This window comes from Brasilonema sennae CENA114 (assembly GCF_006968745.1).
Lineage (GTDB): Bacteria > Cyanobacteriota > Cyanobacteriia > Cyanobacteriales > Nostocaceae > Brasilonema > Brasilonema sennae.
Genome location: NZ_CP030118.1, coordinates 2,257,749 through 2,274,385, shown reverse-complemented (window position 1 = coordinate 2,274,385; position 16,637 = coordinate 2,257,749). Strand labels below are relative to the sequence as shown.

General features: G+C 41.9%; 17 protein-coding genes and 1 tRNA gene. 10 read left to right on the top strand and 8 right to left on the bottom strand.

Annotation, left to right across the window (positions count from 1 at the left end; genetic code table 11):
• The first annotated feature begins 181 nt into the window (after window positions 1-181).
• Window positions 182-535, top strand: coding sequence for a hypothetical protein (locus DP114_RS09665; protein ID WP_171975979.1), 354 nt, complete (start codon window positions 182-184; stop codon window positions 533-535).
• Between the two features lie 214 nt (window positions 536-749).
• The gene (locus DP114_RS09660) at window positions 750-1,220 is read left to right on the top strand and encodes an ABA4-like family protein (protein ID WP_169263182.1); all 471 of its coding nucleotides are present in this window, start codon (window positions 750-752) and stop codon (window positions 1,218-1,220) included.
• Window positions 1,221-1,271: 51 nt separating this feature from the next.
• Here DP114_RS09660 and DP114_RS09655 read toward each other — a convergent pair whose 3' ends face one another.
• The 3 genes from DP114_RS09655 to DP114_RS09645 all read right to left on the bottom strand — a co-directional run bounded on the left by DP114_RS09655 (window position 1,272) and on the right by DP114_RS09645 (window position 4,043).
• Complete coding sequence (locus DP114_RS09655) at window positions 1,272-2,729, bottom strand: amino acid permease (protein WP_171975978.1); 1,458 nt, start codon at window positions 2,727-2,729, stop codon at window positions 1,272-1,274.
• Between the two features lie 632 nt (window positions 2,730-3,361).
• Complete coding sequence (locus DP114_RS09650) at window positions 3,362-3,673, bottom strand: DUF3181 family protein (RefSeq protein ID WP_171975977.1); 312 nt, start codon at window positions 3,671-3,673, stop codon at window positions 3,362-3,364.
• A gap of 112 nt (window positions 3,674-3,785) precedes the next feature.
• Window positions 3,786-4,043 (bottom strand): 2TM domain-containing protein, encoded by a 258-nt coding sequence (locus DP114_RS09645; RefSeq protein ID WP_171975976.1) that lies wholly within the window; start codon window positions 4,041-4,043, stop codon window positions 3,786-3,788.
• Window positions 4,044-4,211: 168 nt separating this feature from the next.
• Between DP114_RS09645 and DP114_RS09640 the strand changes: the two genes are divergently transcribed.
• On the top strand, window positions 4,212-4,646 hold the full coding sequence (locus DP114_RS09640) for a hypothetical protein (protein ID WP_171975975.1): 435 nt from the start codon (window positions 4,212-4,214) through the stop codon (window positions 4,644-4,646).
• A gap of 91 nt (window positions 4,647-4,737) precedes the next feature.
• On the opposite strand, the gene moaC is transcribed toward DP114_RS09640, so the two are convergent.
• A complete protein-coding gene (moaC, locus tag DP114_RS09635) occupies window positions 4,738-5,244 on the bottom strand; it encodes a cyclic pyranopterin monophosphate synthase MoaC (RefSeq protein ID WP_171975974.1) in 507 nt (168 codons plus the stop codon).
• Between the two features lie 34 nt (window positions 5,245-5,278).
• Here moaC and DP114_RS09630 point away from each other — a divergent pair.
• Window positions 5,279-5,352: transfer RNA gene (locus DP114_RS09630), tRNA-Arg, on the top strand.
• 44 nt (window positions 5,353-5,396) lie between these two features.
• Here the strand turns inward: DP114_RS09630 and DP114_RS09625 are convergent.
• Both DP114_RS09625 and DP114_RS09620 read right to left on the bottom strand, forming a co-directional pair.
• The gene (locus tag DP114_RS09625; protein WP_407650775.1) at window positions 5,397-6,629 is read right to left on the bottom strand and encodes an MFS transporter; all 1,233 of its coding nucleotides are present in this window, start codon (window positions 6,627-6,629) and stop codon (window positions 5,397-5,399) included.
• 420 nt (window positions 6,630-7,049) lie between these two features.
• Window positions 7,050-7,988 (bottom strand): NAD-dependent epimerase/dehydratase family protein, encoded by a 939-nt coding sequence (locus DP114_RS09620; RefSeq protein ID WP_171975973.1) that lies wholly within the window; start codon window positions 7,986-7,988, stop codon window positions 7,050-7,052.
• 372 nt (window positions 7,989-8,360) lie between these two features.
• Here DP114_RS09620 and DP114_RS09615 point away from each other — a divergent pair, with 372 nt between their 5' ends.
• From DP114_RS09615 to DP114_RS09590, 6 genes are all read left to right on the top strand, one after another.
• The gene (locus DP114_RS09615; RefSeq protein WP_171978148.1) at window positions 8,361-9,503 is read left to right on the top strand and encodes a glycosyltransferase; all 1,143 of its coding nucleotides are present in this window, start codon (window positions 8,361-8,363) and stop codon (window positions 9,501-9,503) included.
• 314 nt (window positions 9,504-9,817) lie between these two features.
• The gene (locus tag DP114_RS09610) at window positions 9,818-10,570 is read left to right on the top strand and encodes an undecaprenyl-phosphate galactose phosphotransferase family protein (protein ID WP_169263208.1); all 753 of its coding nucleotides are present in this window, start codon (window positions 9,818-9,820) and stop codon (window positions 10,568-10,570) included.
• Between the two features lie 588 nt (window positions 10,571-11,158).
• Window positions 11,159-12,238 carry a GDP-mannose 4,6-dehydratase gene (gene gmd / locus DP114_RS09605; protein ID WP_171975972.1) on the top strand — a complete coding sequence of 360 codons (1,080 nt, stop codon included), beginning with the start codon at window positions 11,159-11,161 and terminating at the stop codon, window positions 12,236-12,238.
• Between the two features lie 22 nt (window positions 12,239-12,260).
• Complete coding sequence (locus DP114_RS09600) at window positions 12,261-13,205, top strand: GDP-L-fucose synthase family protein (RefSeq protein WP_171975971.1); 945 nt, start codon at window positions 12,261-12,263, stop codon at window positions 13,203-13,205.
• 69 nt (window positions 13,206-13,274) lie between these two features.
• Window positions 13,275-13,817 carry a 5-formyltetrahydrofolate cyclo-ligase gene (locus DP114_RS09595; RefSeq protein ID WP_169263192.1) on the top strand — a complete coding sequence of 181 codons (543 nt, stop codon included), beginning with the start codon at window positions 13,275-13,277 and terminating at the stop codon, window positions 13,815-13,817.
• 168 nt (window positions 13,818-13,985) lie between these two features.
• Entirely contained in the window at window positions 13,986-14,297 is a 312-nt protein-coding gene (locus DP114_RS09590) for a hypothetical protein (protein WP_169263193.1), read from the top strand.
• Between the two features lie 297 nt (window positions 14,298-14,594).
• Here the strand turns inward: DP114_RS09590 and DP114_RS09585 are convergent, their stop codons facing one another.
• Together DP114_RS09585 and DP114_RS09580 are read right to left on the bottom strand one after the other, a co-directional pair.
• Entirely contained in the window at window positions 14,595-15,806 is a 1,212-nt protein-coding gene (locus tag DP114_RS09585; RefSeq protein WP_246163095.1) for a HEAT repeat domain-containing protein, read from the bottom strand.
• Window positions 15,807-15,945: 139 nt separating this feature from the next.
• Complete coding sequence (locus DP114_RS09580) at window positions 15,946-16,350, bottom strand: QcrA and Rieske domain-containing protein (RefSeq protein ID WP_171975970.1); 405 nt, start codon at window positions 16,348-16,350, stop codon at window positions 15,946-15,948.
• Between the last annotated feature and the right edge of the window lie 287 nt (window positions 16,351-16,637).

The following is a 16,637-nucleotide window of genomic DNA, read 5'->3' as shown; positions in this document are numbered from 1 at the left end:
GGGAATATCAAAAAATGATCAAAAATTTTTGTCCTCTACACCCTTGCAATTCGGTTTAAAGCCGACGTATTGTCCCTAAAAATCTGGTAGCCTTCTTTTTGTTGATTAACGCCAGTCGCCTACGGCGCTGGACTAACTGTTTAATTGCAGGGGTGAAAAATCCGGCAGATTTCATTCTATTATGAAAAAGATTTTTTCTATAACTTGTTTGATAGCTTTATTGTGTTTAGTTGGTTCGTGCTCCATATTTGATCGAACGGTTCAAATTAAGGATGTCAGCAAACCAGAACAAATCACCATCAGCAAAGCACCATTACAAGGAAATGTTTATCTCATTAGTATTCAAGTTACTGGCCAACTTGATGGCACAGCGAGTTTAACGATTGATGGCAGAACCTCTGTATCAGATAAAATGCATAACAATGTGAATTTTAAATGGGAAAATGATTGGTATTCTGATGTCGCTGTTATCCAATACCAACCAATTGATGTTAAATCTGGTAAGTTGACCATTTCCTATCGCTTTTTTGGTTAATATCACTATCGGTACGATTGGGGTAGTTAATGCATTCAAGATTCTGGTAACTAAGTGATAGCGCTTACATATAGTACTCCTACATCATTTGTGAAACTTTCTTTTGTTTCTCTGCTCTAAATTAACCGTTGAGTAAATATAAGTGGTAGGTAGGTATTCAAATGTGATTAGCCATAATAAAATATGATTGTACCAGTCGAATTTTACATTTCTTATGTCTATCGAGCAAATTTTCAACGTTGCTAATATTTTCGTTTTACCATTTTGGACATTAATGTTTCTCCTACCCAAATGGAAAGTGACACAAAGGGTTATGGAATCGTATCTTCCTTTTGTGCCGTTGGCAGGCGTGTATTTGTATTTGTTTGTTACTAGCATCACACCAGAAAATGCTCAAGCTTTATCAAATCCTCAATTAGCAGATATTGCTAGATTTTTTGCAGATGAGAAAGCTGCTGCAACTGGTTGGGTTCATTTCCTGGTTATGGATTTATTTGTTGGGCGCTACATTTATTTAGAAGGACAGAAAACAGGAGTTTGGACAATCCACTCGTTGGCGCTTTGCTTATTTGCTGGTCCAATGGGATTACTTTCTCATATTTTCACGACTTGGATAACAAAGGCAGTTTCCCCAACTGTTAAGAACGAAGCGGCAGAAGTTGCCGAGAAAACAGTATCTTCTTAAAGTGACTTGATTTCACTACACTACTCCCTGACTCCCTATCTCAAGCGTGTCCTACGGGTATATTTTGAATTTTGAATTCTTTAGTGCTGCTGCTTCCTCTGGTGCTTGAGCGACTAATCGATTTCTGCTACAGAAGAAGAAGTAAAAAGTCGCAATAATCAGAACAAGTGCAATGCCCTTGATACCAGGTTGATAAGCAGGTATAAAATAACAAGCAACCAGGGCAAAAATTGCTAGGATAGACCCAAGACTTGCCCCAAAAATCCCCAATGGGCTTTCGTAAGGTCTTGGTAGATTAGGACAACTGAACTTGAGCTTGATGTAGCTGAGCATCACGAGAATATAGGAAATGAGTGCTGCAAAAACAGCCATATTTAAAATAACTGCATCCACTGCATCGCTACCTAAGTCAATTAGCATGACACAAATTAATCCGACTACTGTACCTAGAATTAATGCCCGATAAGGAGTATGGTTTTCACTTGTAACAGAAATCCAATGGGGTATATATCCGGCACGGGACAGGGAAAAGAGCGATCGCCCGTAACCGTAAATCACAGTATGAAAGCTAGCCACCAAGCCAAAAGTGAGTGCAATCACTGTTAAGACGTCACTAGTCACACCCTTACCAAAATAAGCTTCCAACCCATCTTTTAGAGGAACATTGGATTGACCAATTGCAGCAGCGCCACCACCAACACCAGAGTTTAGCACTAGAGTAAGAACCGAAAGGGCAATCAGGGTGAACATACTTAATATAAGTGCTTTGGGCATATTCCTAGGCACGTCATTAGTTTCTTCGCTAGAGAGTGGAAGTATTTCAATTGCCAGATAGAACCAGATAGCATAGGGAATTGAGGCAAAAACTCCCTGCCAGCCTTTGGGTAACCAGGTTGCTGATTCCCCCAGATTGGCAGGAACATTGAACAGTAGTTCCGGCTTAAAAACATCTGCTGCCAACATACTCACATAAAATATCCCTAACACCAGCATTGCTGCCAAGGTGAGAAAAACACTCACATTCAGAGTCAGTTCCAAACTCTGGATCGCGATCGCCACGAAAATTGTGTAGGCAAGCAGCCACAGAAGGTAGCTTGGTACGTTGGGTATCAACGATTTCAGGTAGTTACTCATACTAAAGACAATCGCAGCAGTCGTTAGCACATACTCAATGGTGACAGCTACACCGCAAATAAACCCCCAAAACGGACCAAAGGCGTTACGAGTGAAGGAGTAAAAGCCGCCTGTATGGGGTAAGGCTACTGACAGTTCCGCAAGACTGTACACCATGCATAAATACATGATTGCGATCACAAAGGTAGCAATCGTTAAACCCCAGAAGCCACCTGCTGCCAAACCATAGTTCCAACCAAAGAAATCACCAGAGATCACAGCACCAACACCTAAACTCCACAAAAGGAAAGAATCAGCGCCTCTTTTTAGTTGCCGCTGCCTTAAATAATTTTTTTGAACATTTTTATACGAGATAATTCCTCTTGATTTTTGCATGAATACACTTATGCTCATCAGTAACATATGTATTCTGTTCTTGGACTTTATCTCCGGAATTTTGTAATGAACTATTACAATTGCAGTTAGGATGAGTTATGACTTAAATCGTTATGTTAACTGACATAAACAAATATTTTTCAGATAAATTTTCAGAAAAGTCCAAGTGATCGCAGACCGAATATAATGTGTCCCAAAGCACATAGTCTTCTAAAAGTAAAAATCGATATGCCATCCAATAATTTTACTGTCGTCTACGGTTTTAGGTAGGAAGAAGCCATTTTTCAAAAAAGACACTGCCTTTTCTACTGCATAAGTCGATTTCGCCTACATCTATATAGAAATTAGACCACTGTATATTTTGCACCCCCTTTAGCAGCGGATGAAGGGGGGCATTTTTTTGCACCTGATGACATCAGGTGTGGGGTTGCTGTTAAGACTCACCGTCACGTTAAAAGGGGCACAGCATACCGTACCCCAAAAAATGTTGAAACTTAATGAAAAAAGCTGTTTTTCGCTACGAACTTCTGGAATCTAGTACTAAGTCGGTCAACCCTACCATTGCTAATTCTAGGTATTTGTCCGTCCCGACCCGCACGTTAAGTGACCTTTACACTCCCGATACTGTAAGATTACATGTCTTGCTGAAATCTTTTTAAAATATCTACTAGGTTGCCTTGGGATTGCTGCGGTAGTAAATCAATCAGAGGAAGTTCTTTTGTGCCACCACCAATTTTAACAGGAATAGATTCTAAAACTTGTACAACTTCATCTTGATCCACTGATTTTCCAGCAGTAATTAAGGGATATACTTTTTCTGCAACTATAGTATGTAACTTGGCATTCGATAAGTAAAGGTGCCATTTGGCAATATCTATATAAATGTTTTCGCCTATTTCTGCTGCTAGGGCTTCTATTGACTCTGTAATGTTAGTGTTAGCCATAAAGATAATCCTACATAAAGCGAGAACTTTCATTTTATATAGATTATCCCTCAAATCTGAGACTGACTCTACCACCGCAAGTTACAATCGCCCTAGTCTGTCTGGTCAGTCTTCAGGTGGATGTAGGTGGTATTTCGGAGTAATTGGCGATCGCCGAAATATAAATCAAATGTCCCAATACCACGACCATCCAACCTACTGTTAACCAAGGAAGCCACTCCCAAGTAACCATATTCAAGTTATGGAAAAACCACAAACCGGAATTACACAGGGCAAATATCGCCACATGAATGGCAAAATTCATCCGGTCATCTAATTTCCGGTAAGCAGGGTCTTTGCGATCGGGTTTACGAGGCCAACGAGGAGGCATAAGTTATTGTTACAGATATTAACAAAAGTGCTTTCTCACTCATTTTATGATTTTTGGGAGTAAGGTTGACTACCTTTTGAGAACTTGATTAACAAACGCAACAGCCAATTGTGTATTTAATTTAGGGTTGAGTGTACTTAGACACCCTAAAAAAATAAAATACTTACTATGGAAAAAGTTTTATTTTTTTGTTGCTGCTTAGCAGCGCTTGGCACCACCGCCTTGCTCCTTTTATGGTCGTTGCCCCTCTCCCCATTTACACACCCTGGAATAACTGCTAATGAAGCCGTGATCATCTTCTTCCCTGTCATGCTTATGCGCTGGCTTGCTCTCGCCGCCGCACTCATACTGATTGTTATTGCTTGGGGGCGACGGTTGAATATGGCAATGCGCTGGATTGTTGGTCTGAGTATCGTCGTACTAGCCCTACACTTCGTGCTTGGGGTGATAAATACTGGCGTGATGAATGCTTGGATGAGTATTGACCACACAAAAACCCGCGCTACTAACGCCGTTTACGCAGCAATCTACTTTGGTCTGCCCACGCTTTTGCTGCTACTCACAGCGCCCCTAATGCTGAGTGCTGCTCGTTTTTTGCGCTGATCGTCGAATCGGCGGTTACTGAAAGTGGCGATACGCCTTTGGCGTCTGCGCTCCGCGCAATCGCGCTCAGACACATTAACCAAAAGGTACATCAATCTGACTGGCTATAATCTCCTGATTTCCCGCCAGTTTTACTAATCAACCTAATCGATTCAATTTGAATCGACTTTTCCAAAGCTTTCGCCATATCATACAAAGTCAGAGCCGCAACAGAAACTGCAGTTAAAGCTTCCATTTCGACCCCTGTTTCTGCTTTGGTCTTGACTGTTGCTTGAATTTGGTAACCAGGTAATTCTGGATCAGGTGTCACCAGTACTTCGATTTTTTGTAATGGTAAGGGATGACATAGGGGAATCAAAGAAGCCGTCTGTTTGGCTGCCATAATTCCGGCTAGTCTGGTGGTTCCTAAGACATCCCCTTTTGGAGCATTTCCTGCTTGAATGGCGGCGAAGGTTTCTGGTAGCATCCTGACTCTGGCTGCGGCGACAGCTTTGCGAACGGTGGACGCTTTTCCAGATACATCCACCATCTGAGCCTGACCCTGATTATCCAGGTGGCTCAAGTTTTTGGAGAAAATTTCAAAATCTTCTTGCGTCATTTAAAAAAGGTGTGCTATTATTAGATGTCGGCAAGGGCGTGTAGCTCAGTGGACTAGAGCACGTGGCTACGGACCACGGTGTCGGGGGTTCGAATCCCTCCTCGCCCGTTATTTGAGAGACACGAACTTTCGTGTCTCTATCTGTTATATATCTACGTATCTTTCAATGCATAAACATCTCGACCGCGCCCAAGAGCAAAGCGCACGGAACTAGATAAATCTTTGCCAGAAAAAGTCAAAAAGACGATAAGACCTAAGAATGTTAAACTAGCGCATAGACCAAACATATTTCTATAGCCAAGATATTCGGCAACATAACCAAGAATTGGACCTGCGATCGCAATCCCTATATCTAAGCCCATCAGACAGATAGCAAATATCTGCCCCCGTTCATAAGGGTGCGCTCGATCCACCATCAAAACTGCAATAATGGGAATCAGAGTGCCAGAAGCAATCCCCTCAATCATTGATGCAAATAAGAAAGTCGCAGGACTCTTTGCTAGCCATAGAACTGATAATGCTAACGTGTAAAGAACTAGACTGATAGTAATAAACAAACCACGACCAAAGCGATCGCTTGCCTTTGCTGTAAATATCCTGATGGCAAAACTAGCAACTGCAGCGGCTGTATAAAACAACCCTGGATTTAAATTAATCCCTGTTGATTTAATGAACAACGGGACAAAAACGTGTAAAGCACCAAAAGCCAAACCAACCAGCAACATGATAAAAGCCGGAATTCTCACTCTGGGGCTAAACAAAACTTGCCAAAATTGAAGATTTTGGATACTACCTTGCTGATGTGTTGGCAATGGTGGATTGACAATTGTCAACAAACCTAAAAACGCCACAAAAGCCAATTCAGCAGTCATCAGAAATAAAATCTGATCACCAACTCCGGCTTGCAAATATCCGCCTAAAGCAGGTCCAATCGCCACTCCGATAGGATTAACCAAGCTCATGTAGCCAATGATTTCACCTCGTTTTTGCGAAGGAGCGATGTCAGCCACCAATGCATTAAAACCAGTGGTGAAAGCCGCTAAACTAATACCATGAAAAGCACGCACTACTATCAGTAGGGGAATAGATTTGACTAACAAGTAACCAAGCGGTGCTATAGCAGCCACGAGCGTACCAATTAGTAAGACGATTTTACGACCCCGCCAATCCGCTAAGCGTCCTAACAAAGGGCGAAAAAACAACAGTCCGATGGCAAAACTACCCATCACAATCCCAATTTGCTGCTTTGTTGCACCCACAGACTCAACATACAGTGGTAGCGTTGGCAGCAATGAACCAATGCTGGACCAGAATAATAAACCTGCTGCAAATAAAATCAGCAGCTTGCTTTGCAATTGGATATTGATTGTGCCAGACATATTCACAGCAAATGCTTATTAATTGTGTCTTTGTTTAATCTTTTACCAGCAATTTCAATCAAATACAATAATGACTCGTTCTTAAAAGAGTACAAAATCCCGTAAAACCCGATAAGCAGGCTTTTTTATGGTATCAAAAAAAAGAAAAGATTGGCTTAGGGGTCGCGTACTATAAAAAGATCGGTTTAGTTATTAGATAAACTAGTAGCATTTCTTACTATCGAAAGCTTAGTAGGTCTATTTGAAAATCTTTCTAAAGATGCAACTTAAACAGTCATGCTGTCCATCTGTGTCAACTTAAGCCAAAACTTTTTCACATGGTGGGTGCGAACGCTTACGCGTAAGCGTTCACGTTCGCCGTGTCTGGAGGATATAGGGCACCTACTTGAATTGCTTATGCCCGCGTCTTTTGCCTGAACGCAAAATTTAAAGAGACTGCAAAATCTCTTCATCCATAGAAAAATCAACTTCTACTTGATCTCGCCCAGAAGTGAGAAAATCATTCTCAAAGGAGTCTTTGAGTCCAGAAATTAAATCATACTCAGGCTGCCAGTTTAATTCTGTTTTCGCTTTATTCACTGAGGCAAAGAAGTGCTGCACCCGCAAAGGAAAAGCTTTGCGCTTCTTACCGAAATCAAATTTTTTCGGATCGTAATGCACGATATTTATCTCATCGGGTGATTTGCCAGCAGCAACGATGCAGGCGCGGGCTAAACCATCAAAAGTGACGAAGCGATCGCCAGACAGATTGTAAATTTGTCGCAGTGCTACAGAATTGCCCAGAACTTTGGACATTGCTGTTGCTAAGTCTTTGACATGACCGAATTGGGTTATGTGCAAACCGTTCCCAGGGATAGGAATGGGACGGTTACGCACAATTCTGTCAAAAAACCAAGCTTCTAAATCGTTATAGTTCTGAGGACCGTAAATGTAGGTGGGACGAATTGAGGTAAAAGGCAATCCCTGTTGCGTTAGGTAAGCTTCTGTTTCATGTTTACCTAAGTGGCGACTTTTGGGATCGATAGTATCCCCTTCCACATGAGGCATTTGGTCTGATTTGAGATATACTCCAGCAGAACTCATGTACACAAAATGTTCTACGCGGTCTTGAAAAATTTCTGCTAATGGTTGAGTATCAGTCAGTTCTCGTCCGTTGTTGTCAAAAATGGCATCGAAATTTTCTTTAGATAATTTTTCTTTTAACTGGGCAGCATCAGTGCGATCGCCTATAATTTGTCCTACACCCTCGACTGGTGCAGGACGATTCCCACGATTAAAGAGTACGACTGAATGTCCTTGTTCTACTAATAATTTGGTTAAGTAAACACCAATGAACCGTGTACCACCCATTACTAAAATTCGCATACCATTACCCGATCTTAAGTTGCTTGATAAAGGGACTAGTACAGCATGGCGGAATTCGCAAGCCGGAGAAAACCCTGAACATAAGGGTTTTTGATTTTTTGTCAAATGGTATGCTTATTTCCGCGCCCGACGTACTAGGGACTGGTGAGTAGGAGTGAGGATATGAAAAAAAATCCGCGCCCTAAGACTCAATACCTAGTATTTTGTCCCCATCTTGAGGTTATCAGTTTGCGGTATTCTGCAGGAACCTCCTATAAAAGGATTACGTCTTTAGCTAGAAGTGGGGCGTTTCCCATTCCTTTGGGAATACTGTTTGGTGTAAAGCAACCTCTAACTCCCGCCTTGCGTGTTCTCTACCAATTACAGTTAGCTGTGCCCACTAAATGTGCCCTCGTTCATGAATGGTTAACACCGAAAGCCACTGGTGGTTCAGAACTCGTTGTGCGAGAAATTCTCAACCACATCGATGCTGATTTATACGCCCTCATCGATTTTGAATCCAGTCACTCGGAAAGTTACTTATACCAGAGGAAGATTGGCACAACGTTTCTTCAACACTTTCCTTTTGCCCGTAATGGTGTACAAAAATATTTGCCCTTGTTACCACTAGCAATAGAACAGCTAGATTTACGAGCATATGATGTCATTTTATCTTCATCCCACGCCGTAGCAAAAGGAGTTATAACCACTTCCGAACAGTTACATATTTGCTACTGTCATAGCCCCATGCGCTACGCATGGGAGTTGACTTTCGATTATCTTCAACAGAGCAAGTTGGGAAGTGGTTTACCTGGGTGGATGACGCGGTATATACTGCATCGTCTGCGTCAGTGGGATGTGTTGAGTGCGAATCGTGTTGATTACTTTATTGCTAACTCAAAACATACTGCAGGTCGTATTTGGCGTTGCTATCGAAGAGAAGCAACAGTCATTTATCCGCCAGTTAATATTGAGAGTTTTCCTTTCTTGCCTCAAAAAGAAGATTTTTATCTAACTGTTTCCCGGTTGGTGAGTTACAAACAAGTATCTTTGATAATCAGGGCTTTTAATAAATTGCAACTACCTTTAGTAGTAATTGGAACAGGATCAGAGATGAGAAAAATCCGGAGTGTAGCACAATCAAATATACAAATACTGGGGTGGCAACCCGATGATGTGGTAAAAAAATATATGGCTAATGCTAAAGGTTTTGTCTATGCAGCTCGTGAAGATTTTGGCATAGCTTTAGTGGAAGCGCAGGCTTGCGGCACTCCCGTGATCGCCTATGGTGCTGGTGGTGCTTTAGAAACTGTGCGAGATCTACGCGAACACGGCGAGCAAGGAACTGGTATCTTTTTTAAAGAGCAAACAGAGGAGGCATTAGTAGACGCGATCAAAAAATTTGAAGTTTATCAAGGAAAATGTAATCCTGAGTATGCGCGAGTGCACGCTGCTCAATTTTCCCCGGAAATGTTTGCACAGCGCTATCTTGACTTTCTAAATAAGTGTATACAAAAAAGACCATCACCTGATTGATGGTCTTGTTTTACAGGCTTTTGGAAATTTGCCCCAGAAGCACCTCCTTTTAGCTTTAAGATTGGGACTATGTGTGGTGTGGATTGTTAAGGAGTATGATGACTGCCCAGAGCTCACTCCTCTCCGGGAAGCGATCGCGTACTAAGCCCGGGACTGGGCGCTGTTTTTCCAGCAGCGTCCGCTCATCTGAAGGACGGACACAACTAAATGCACCTCGGTTAGCGTTGAGCAGGAGATCGCCCTTTAAGGCACTGCGCTCCGCACAACCGCATAGAGCGTTTTTACGCTCAACTGCAACAAATGTGGCTGCCCTATTGCCCTGGAAACGGGCAGGTGTTGTTGAGACAAACACTTCAACAACATACAGAGGATCACGGCTTTTCTTCAAACGCGATCAACACAAAAAGATACCTAAAGTTCAAACTAAAGGTCTGTCTTTTCAAGTTTTAAACGGAGAGTTTACCAAGCGACTGTTCGATATTTTCTTTTCTCTGTCGGTACTAATTCTGTTTTCCCCTTTGTACTTAATTTTGGCTTTGCTGATTGCTTTAAGCTCACAAGGTCCAATTTTTTATATACAGGAACGGGTTGGTAAAAATTACAAACCCTTTTATTGTATAAAATTCAGAACAATGGTAACCAATGCCGACGAAATTCTCGTACAAATGATGGAAACATCTCCTCATATGCGGCAAGAATTTGAGACAAATTTCAAACTCAAGCATGATCCACGAATTACGACAATCGGTCGTTTTTTGCGAATGACTAGCTTGGATGAATTTCCTCAGTTCTGGAATGTTTTAAAAGGAGACATGAGCGTCGTCGGTCCGAGACCTCTAGTCGCAGAAGAGTTACCTAAGTATGGTTCTCACATAGAGCAGATTTTAACTATCCAACCAGGAATTACTGGATTGTGGCAAGTCTCTGGACGTAATGATATTCCCTATCCTCGACGGGTTCAAATAGACTTGCATTACGCCAAATTCAGAAATTTTTGGTTAGATTTGTGGATAATTTTTAAAACCATTGGTGTTGTCATTATGCCCAAAGACAATGGAGCGTACTAAACAATTCAAAATTAAAAGTATGGCACTTTGTCTGGGGCACAGGCTAACGCTCTACGTACCAAGCTATCTCCTTGAGAGAGGCTATGTGTATGCCTACGATACCTTTTGTGTTTACACTATCAAAATTGACAAGCTAATGCTCGGGAGCATTGTAGTCGTTTTTTTATTGCAAATTAAATTCGCGACAATGATCTCGTGATCAAAAATTCGTAATTCCTAATTAAAGTTGTGATTATGAATTACGAATTTTTCCTGAGACTCTGTGCTCAAGCGGCAACTTGACTGCTGAGTTGAGCCTAAATGGTCACTTCACTAAATTTTTTCTTATTTTTAGATAATTTTAAAGTAAACGCTTATATAAAGTTTTTATAAAGGTAACAAAAAATTACAGAATGAGGTAAAAGAGTTTGTATAGGGTAATAAAATCTTGCTGTCAACTCAGGTATCGGCAGATTTACGCATCTGTCCATAAATCTACAAATTAGAACTTGTAAATTTCCCGTTGGAAAATTAAGCAAATACTTGTTAGGTTGTACCAGGGTCGCCTGTAGTATTCATCTATTCAGTAACCACAAGGGATAAGAAAGCATGACGCAAAAGAAGCGAGCGTTGATTACTGGTATTACCGGTCAAGATGGTTCATATCTGAGTGAGTTTTTGCTAGACCAAGGATATGAAGTTCATGGTATTATACGTCGGACATCCACCTTCAACACTGACCGCATAGATCATATCTACGAAGACCCTCACAAAGAGGGAGTGCGGTTATTTCTACACTATGGCGACTTGACGGATGGTACCACTTTGCGCCGCATTCTAGAGGAAGTCCAACCAATAGAAATTTATAATCTGGGTGCTCAATCCCATGTACGGGTGAGCTTTGATTCTCCTGAATACACAGTGGATGCTGTAGGTGTAGGAACGCTGCGTTTGTTAGAAGCAATTCGTGACTACCAGCGTCGCACAGGTATCCAAGTGCGATTCTACCAAGCAGGTTCTTCGGAAATGTTTGGTTTGGTACAAGCAGTCCCACAGACAGAAACCACACCGTTTTACCCCCGTAGTCCTTATGCTTGTGCTAAGGTTTACGCTCATTGGCAAACACTAAATTACCGTGAATCTTACGATATATTTGCGTGTAATGGAATACTGTTTAACCACGAATCACCAAGACGAGGTGAAACGTTTGTCACCCGCAAGATTACTATGGCAGTTGCCAGAATCGTTGCTGGCAGACAGAAAAAGCTTTACATGGGTAATCTTGATTCCAAGCGCGACTGGGGCTATGCCAAGGATTATGTTAAGGCAATGTGGTTGATGCTTCAGCAGGACAAGCCAGAGGATTACGTGATTGCTACGGGTGAAACCCATACAGTACAAGAGTTTCTCGAACAAGCGTTTGGTTATGTCAACCTTAACTGGGAAGACTATGTGGAATTTGACGAACGCTATCTCCGTCCAGCAGAGGTGGACTTGTTAATAGGTGATTCTACCAAGGCTCAGCAAAAGTTGGGTTGGAAACCATCGATAACATTTGACCAACTAGTAGCCATAATGGTAGAAGCTGACCTGCAAGGATTGGGACTGACTTTACCAAATGGTAAGGTAGCAAAAGTCCTCAAGGATAATGCTATGATTCGGCAAGAATTGGGTGCGCTCCACTTGTGATGTACACCGCGAGGAAAAAAATATGAATGCCTTAGAACTCAAGGACAAAAGGATTCTCGTGACTGGTGGGGCTGGTTTTTTAGGGCGTCAAGTCATAGACCAGCTGTGTAAGGCAGGAGCCACAGAAAATAAAATTACGGTACCGCGATCGCATTCATGCGATTTACGTGTCCTACAAAATTGCCAACGAGCAGTGGATCAACAAGACATTGTTATCCACCTAGCAGCTCATGTCGGCGGTATCGGTCTTAACCGTGAGAAACCTGCTGAATTATTCTACGACAACTTGATGATGGGAACTCAGTTGATTCATGCATCTTATCAAGCGAAAGTAGAAAAATTTGTCTGCGTTGGTACAATCTGCGCTTATCCTAAATTTACCCCAGTTCCATTCAAAGAGGATGACCTGTGGGATGGATACCCAGAAGAAACCAACGCTCCCTACGGAATAGCAAAAAAAGCCCTTCTTGTCCAACTGGAAGCTTACCGCCAGCAATACGACTTTAATGGTGTTTACCTGCTACCTGTGAATCTGTATGGACCAGAGGATAACTTTGATCCTAAAAGTTCTCACGTCATCCCAGCGCTGATTCGCAAAGTTTATGAAGCACAAATCAAGGGAGAAAAGAAACTCCCAGTTTGGGGTGATGGTAGTCCTACCCGCGAGTTTCTGTATTCAGAAGACGCGGGGCGGGGTATTGTGATGGGGACTCAATTTTACAACGACCCTGAACCCGTTAACTTGGGAACAGGTTATGAAATCTCCATCCGTGACTTAATCAATCTCATCTGTGAATTGATGGAGTTTGATGGCGAAATTGTTTGGGAAACCGACAAACCCAACGGTCAACCGCGTCGCTGTTTAGATACCGAACGGGCGAAGAAAGCCTTTGGTTTCAATGCTGAAGTAGACTTCAAGCAAGGGTTGAAGAACACGATAGAGTGGTGGCGTAAAAACGCTGCTTAATTATCGTCAGAATACTAATTAATTGTAAGGTGGGCATTGTCCACCTTATTTTTGTTTTTTAGAACTCAGATGAGAAAAACAGAGTTACGCAAATCGTTGCTCAAAACACGTCAATCTTTATCCGTAACAGACTGGAAACATAAGAGTCAGCTTATCTGCCAAAACCTTTTAGACTCCCCTCAATTTAACCAAGCAAAAACAATACTCGCTTATTTTAGCTTTCGCCAAGAACCAGATCTGGGTTCTTTATTTTCAGATTCCCCTCATCGTTGGGGTTTTCCTCGCTGTGTTGGTCAGTCGCTTTCTTGGCATCTCTGGACACATCAAGACACCGTAGTAACCGGAAATTATGGCATCACGGAACCCCATGCTGACGCACCAACTATAGCTCCTGGAGACGTTGATTTAATTCTCGTTCCTTGTCTGGCTTGTGACTATCAAGGATATCGCTTGGGTTATGGGGGGGGATATTATGACCGAATGCTGAGTTCTCCAGAATGGATAAATAAGCCAACCATAGGTATTGTGTTTGCATTTGCCTATTTACCTGAGATACCCATTGATACTTGGGATAAACCGTTGCAAAGTGTATGCACAGAAATAGCCACTTAGAAATTACTCTTTTGACAGAGTTACAAAAGATTTTTATCTAGTTTCTTTCTCCTCCTATAGAGAGAATGCTTGATGATAATTTATAGCAATAATAATATGAAGCAGATGACACTTAAGTCACTTGCAACTGAATTAATCGTGCTTACTAACAAATTCAAGGAGATTCTTATGGCAATTTCAGATGATGTGCAACCCGGAAGCGAACGACCAGATAATCTGCGAGATGAACTTTTTTACTATCTACTTAATAAAGTCAAACACAGTGAGCAAGGACAGGATGTTACCTACTTCGCTGAAGATTTTGAGGGTAAATCAGTAAGCAAACCTGAATTGATTGAACATCTGGAGCATTTGATTCGGGAAGGAGCGATCGAGGGTAAGGTTGAATCTGATGGCTCGTCTGGTTTGGTGACTTGTAAGAACGCTCGAATTACGACAGAAGGTGAAAACCTGGCGAGAGTAAATTTTTTCAAGGTGTAGCCGTCATTTAGGAATGATTTAACAAGATTTGGCAAACTGAACTACCAACTTATACCCTTTCACGAAAATCCTGATACATTTCACTCCCCCTACTCCCCCTACTCCCCCTACTTCCCCTACTTCCCCTACTTCCCCTACTTCCCCATATGTATCAACGTTAAAGTGAAACGGTATTACCAGACTCCCCACATCTGCCTGTACGGGCGTGGGGATGTCTCGTTTTAGACGGCGTTTAAAACCGATTAAATAGTTTTGAAAGAAATCAGATATGGAAGGAAGCGCTTGTGCAAGTAGAACTTAAAAGTCGGGAGTGAGTTTCTTTAGTGCAGCGCTTGCATGTAGTCTGACTTGAGCATCTTTGTCTGCCAACATCTGGGTTAATGGATGTATTGCTTGCTTTTTGCCCAACTGTCCTAAAGATAGGGCGATCGCACTTTTAATATTGGCAATTTCAACTCCCGGATGGTTTTGTTGCAACATTTCCAATAAAATTTCTGCTGATTTGTCTGTTAAACTTGTATCACTGACTCGCCCTAAAACTGTAACAATTTCCTGCCATACTGTGGGGAACTCCAGTTGATAAAGTGCTTGTTGCAAATACTCTAAACCCGATAGTGTCCCTACCCAACTTAAAGCGCGGATGGCTTCTAGTTGCAACCGAATTGGTACATTAGGCGACACCAAAACCTGAAATAATTGCTGTGCTGCAGCCTCACCACCCATTCTAGAAAGAGCAACGACGGCGGCACAAGAAACATCTTGGTTAACGTCATAAAGTCTCGCTTGTAATTCTGCCACCAAATCTAGCGCTTCACGTAACTCAGGGCGAAAACCCAAACCAACCACAGCTTCTCGCCTGACTGGGGCGGCAATATCATTCAAAGCATTGATAAGCACTAGTGGCACACGGTGATCGTGAAAGCTACTCAGTGCTTCAATTGCCACAGCACGCACAGCAACTTGTGAATCTTGCACTATGCTCAACAAAGGTGCGATCGTTTCTTTTTGCCGGATGTAAGAAAGCATTTGAGTTGCTAATAGCCGTGTCTGTTCCTGGGCTAAAAGTTCTGTTAAGGAAGCAATAGCAACACAACCCATTTGCCCCAAGGCAGTAGCTGCTATCTCCTTGAGTTGCTCACTGTCATTGCTTTGTAGCAATTCCATTAGAGGTGGAATGGCATTTGGATTTTTCAAATCCCCCAAAATGCGTGCTGCGTAAGCGCGTAACTCTTCCTCTACGTCTTCATCTTTTAATATATCTATCAATGGGGGGATGGTAATCGTCCCTAAGCCAGTTAATATTTTGGCTATTTCCCAGCGTTGCTGAAAATCTCCATTTTCCAGAACACAAAGTGCTAATTCCAGGAGATGTTCTTGATTTTTCAGTATCTCTGGATGTTCTAAGTTGTGTTGTTGAGTCAACTGTTGCAAGCATTGAATCAGTGATGACCAATCAGCTGCGTTGTATGCTACTTGCGCTTGCACTAAAAGCTGGTTGATGTTATCCACAATTAACAAAATCTCTCGCTAGGTTTCAAAAGCTATCAGCTTTTTGTCATGTGTCCTCGCTTGCAAGGCAGAGGTGATAAGGGAAGAAAAAGTTTTAAGATATGGGTTTGAGACAAGCGCTCCTACCAGGGGTGTTCCATTAGCGACTCATGACTAACACCGAATTTTTCTCTATCTTGACGGAGTAGGTTGCTAACGGTTTTGTAGCTGGACCTGTTTGCACCTTACCATCATTTCCAAATTTTGAGGCATGACAGGGACAGAAGAATTTTTGTGCATCATCTTTCCATTGGACTGTGCAACCTGCATGAGTACAAGTAGGGTCAACTGCAATTAGATTATTTGATTTAGATTTACCAACTACCAAGACTGGACCAACAGGTGAGTTTTTGGCAAGCAACTGACCAGTCTTATCTAAATCTTCCGTTGTACCTACAGTTTGCCAACCTTTAGGTTTTTGGGAAGAACAAGCTGCAATCAATACGGGTAAGGAACTTGCTATCCAACCCAAACCAACGAAAGTTATGAAATCACGACGATTCATGGCTGCTAAAAAAAGGTAGAAAATATAACCCTAGTGTGGCATCTCAAATGTTGTTCTGGGTAAATAAAAGGCTTTGCGTCTCTTGTGCTTATTTTGATGCGAGAAATGCATCTGATTGATACAGTTTAATCAATTTTTCTAAAATTTCGTAACTAAAGATACGATTTTCATCGCTTTACAACATTAATGTAAGGAGGAACAAGTACATAATGTGTATTCAAACAGTGCAGCAAACAAATTATTTTTAGCAAGCATCTAAACACCAAAAAATACAAACAATTTTTTCT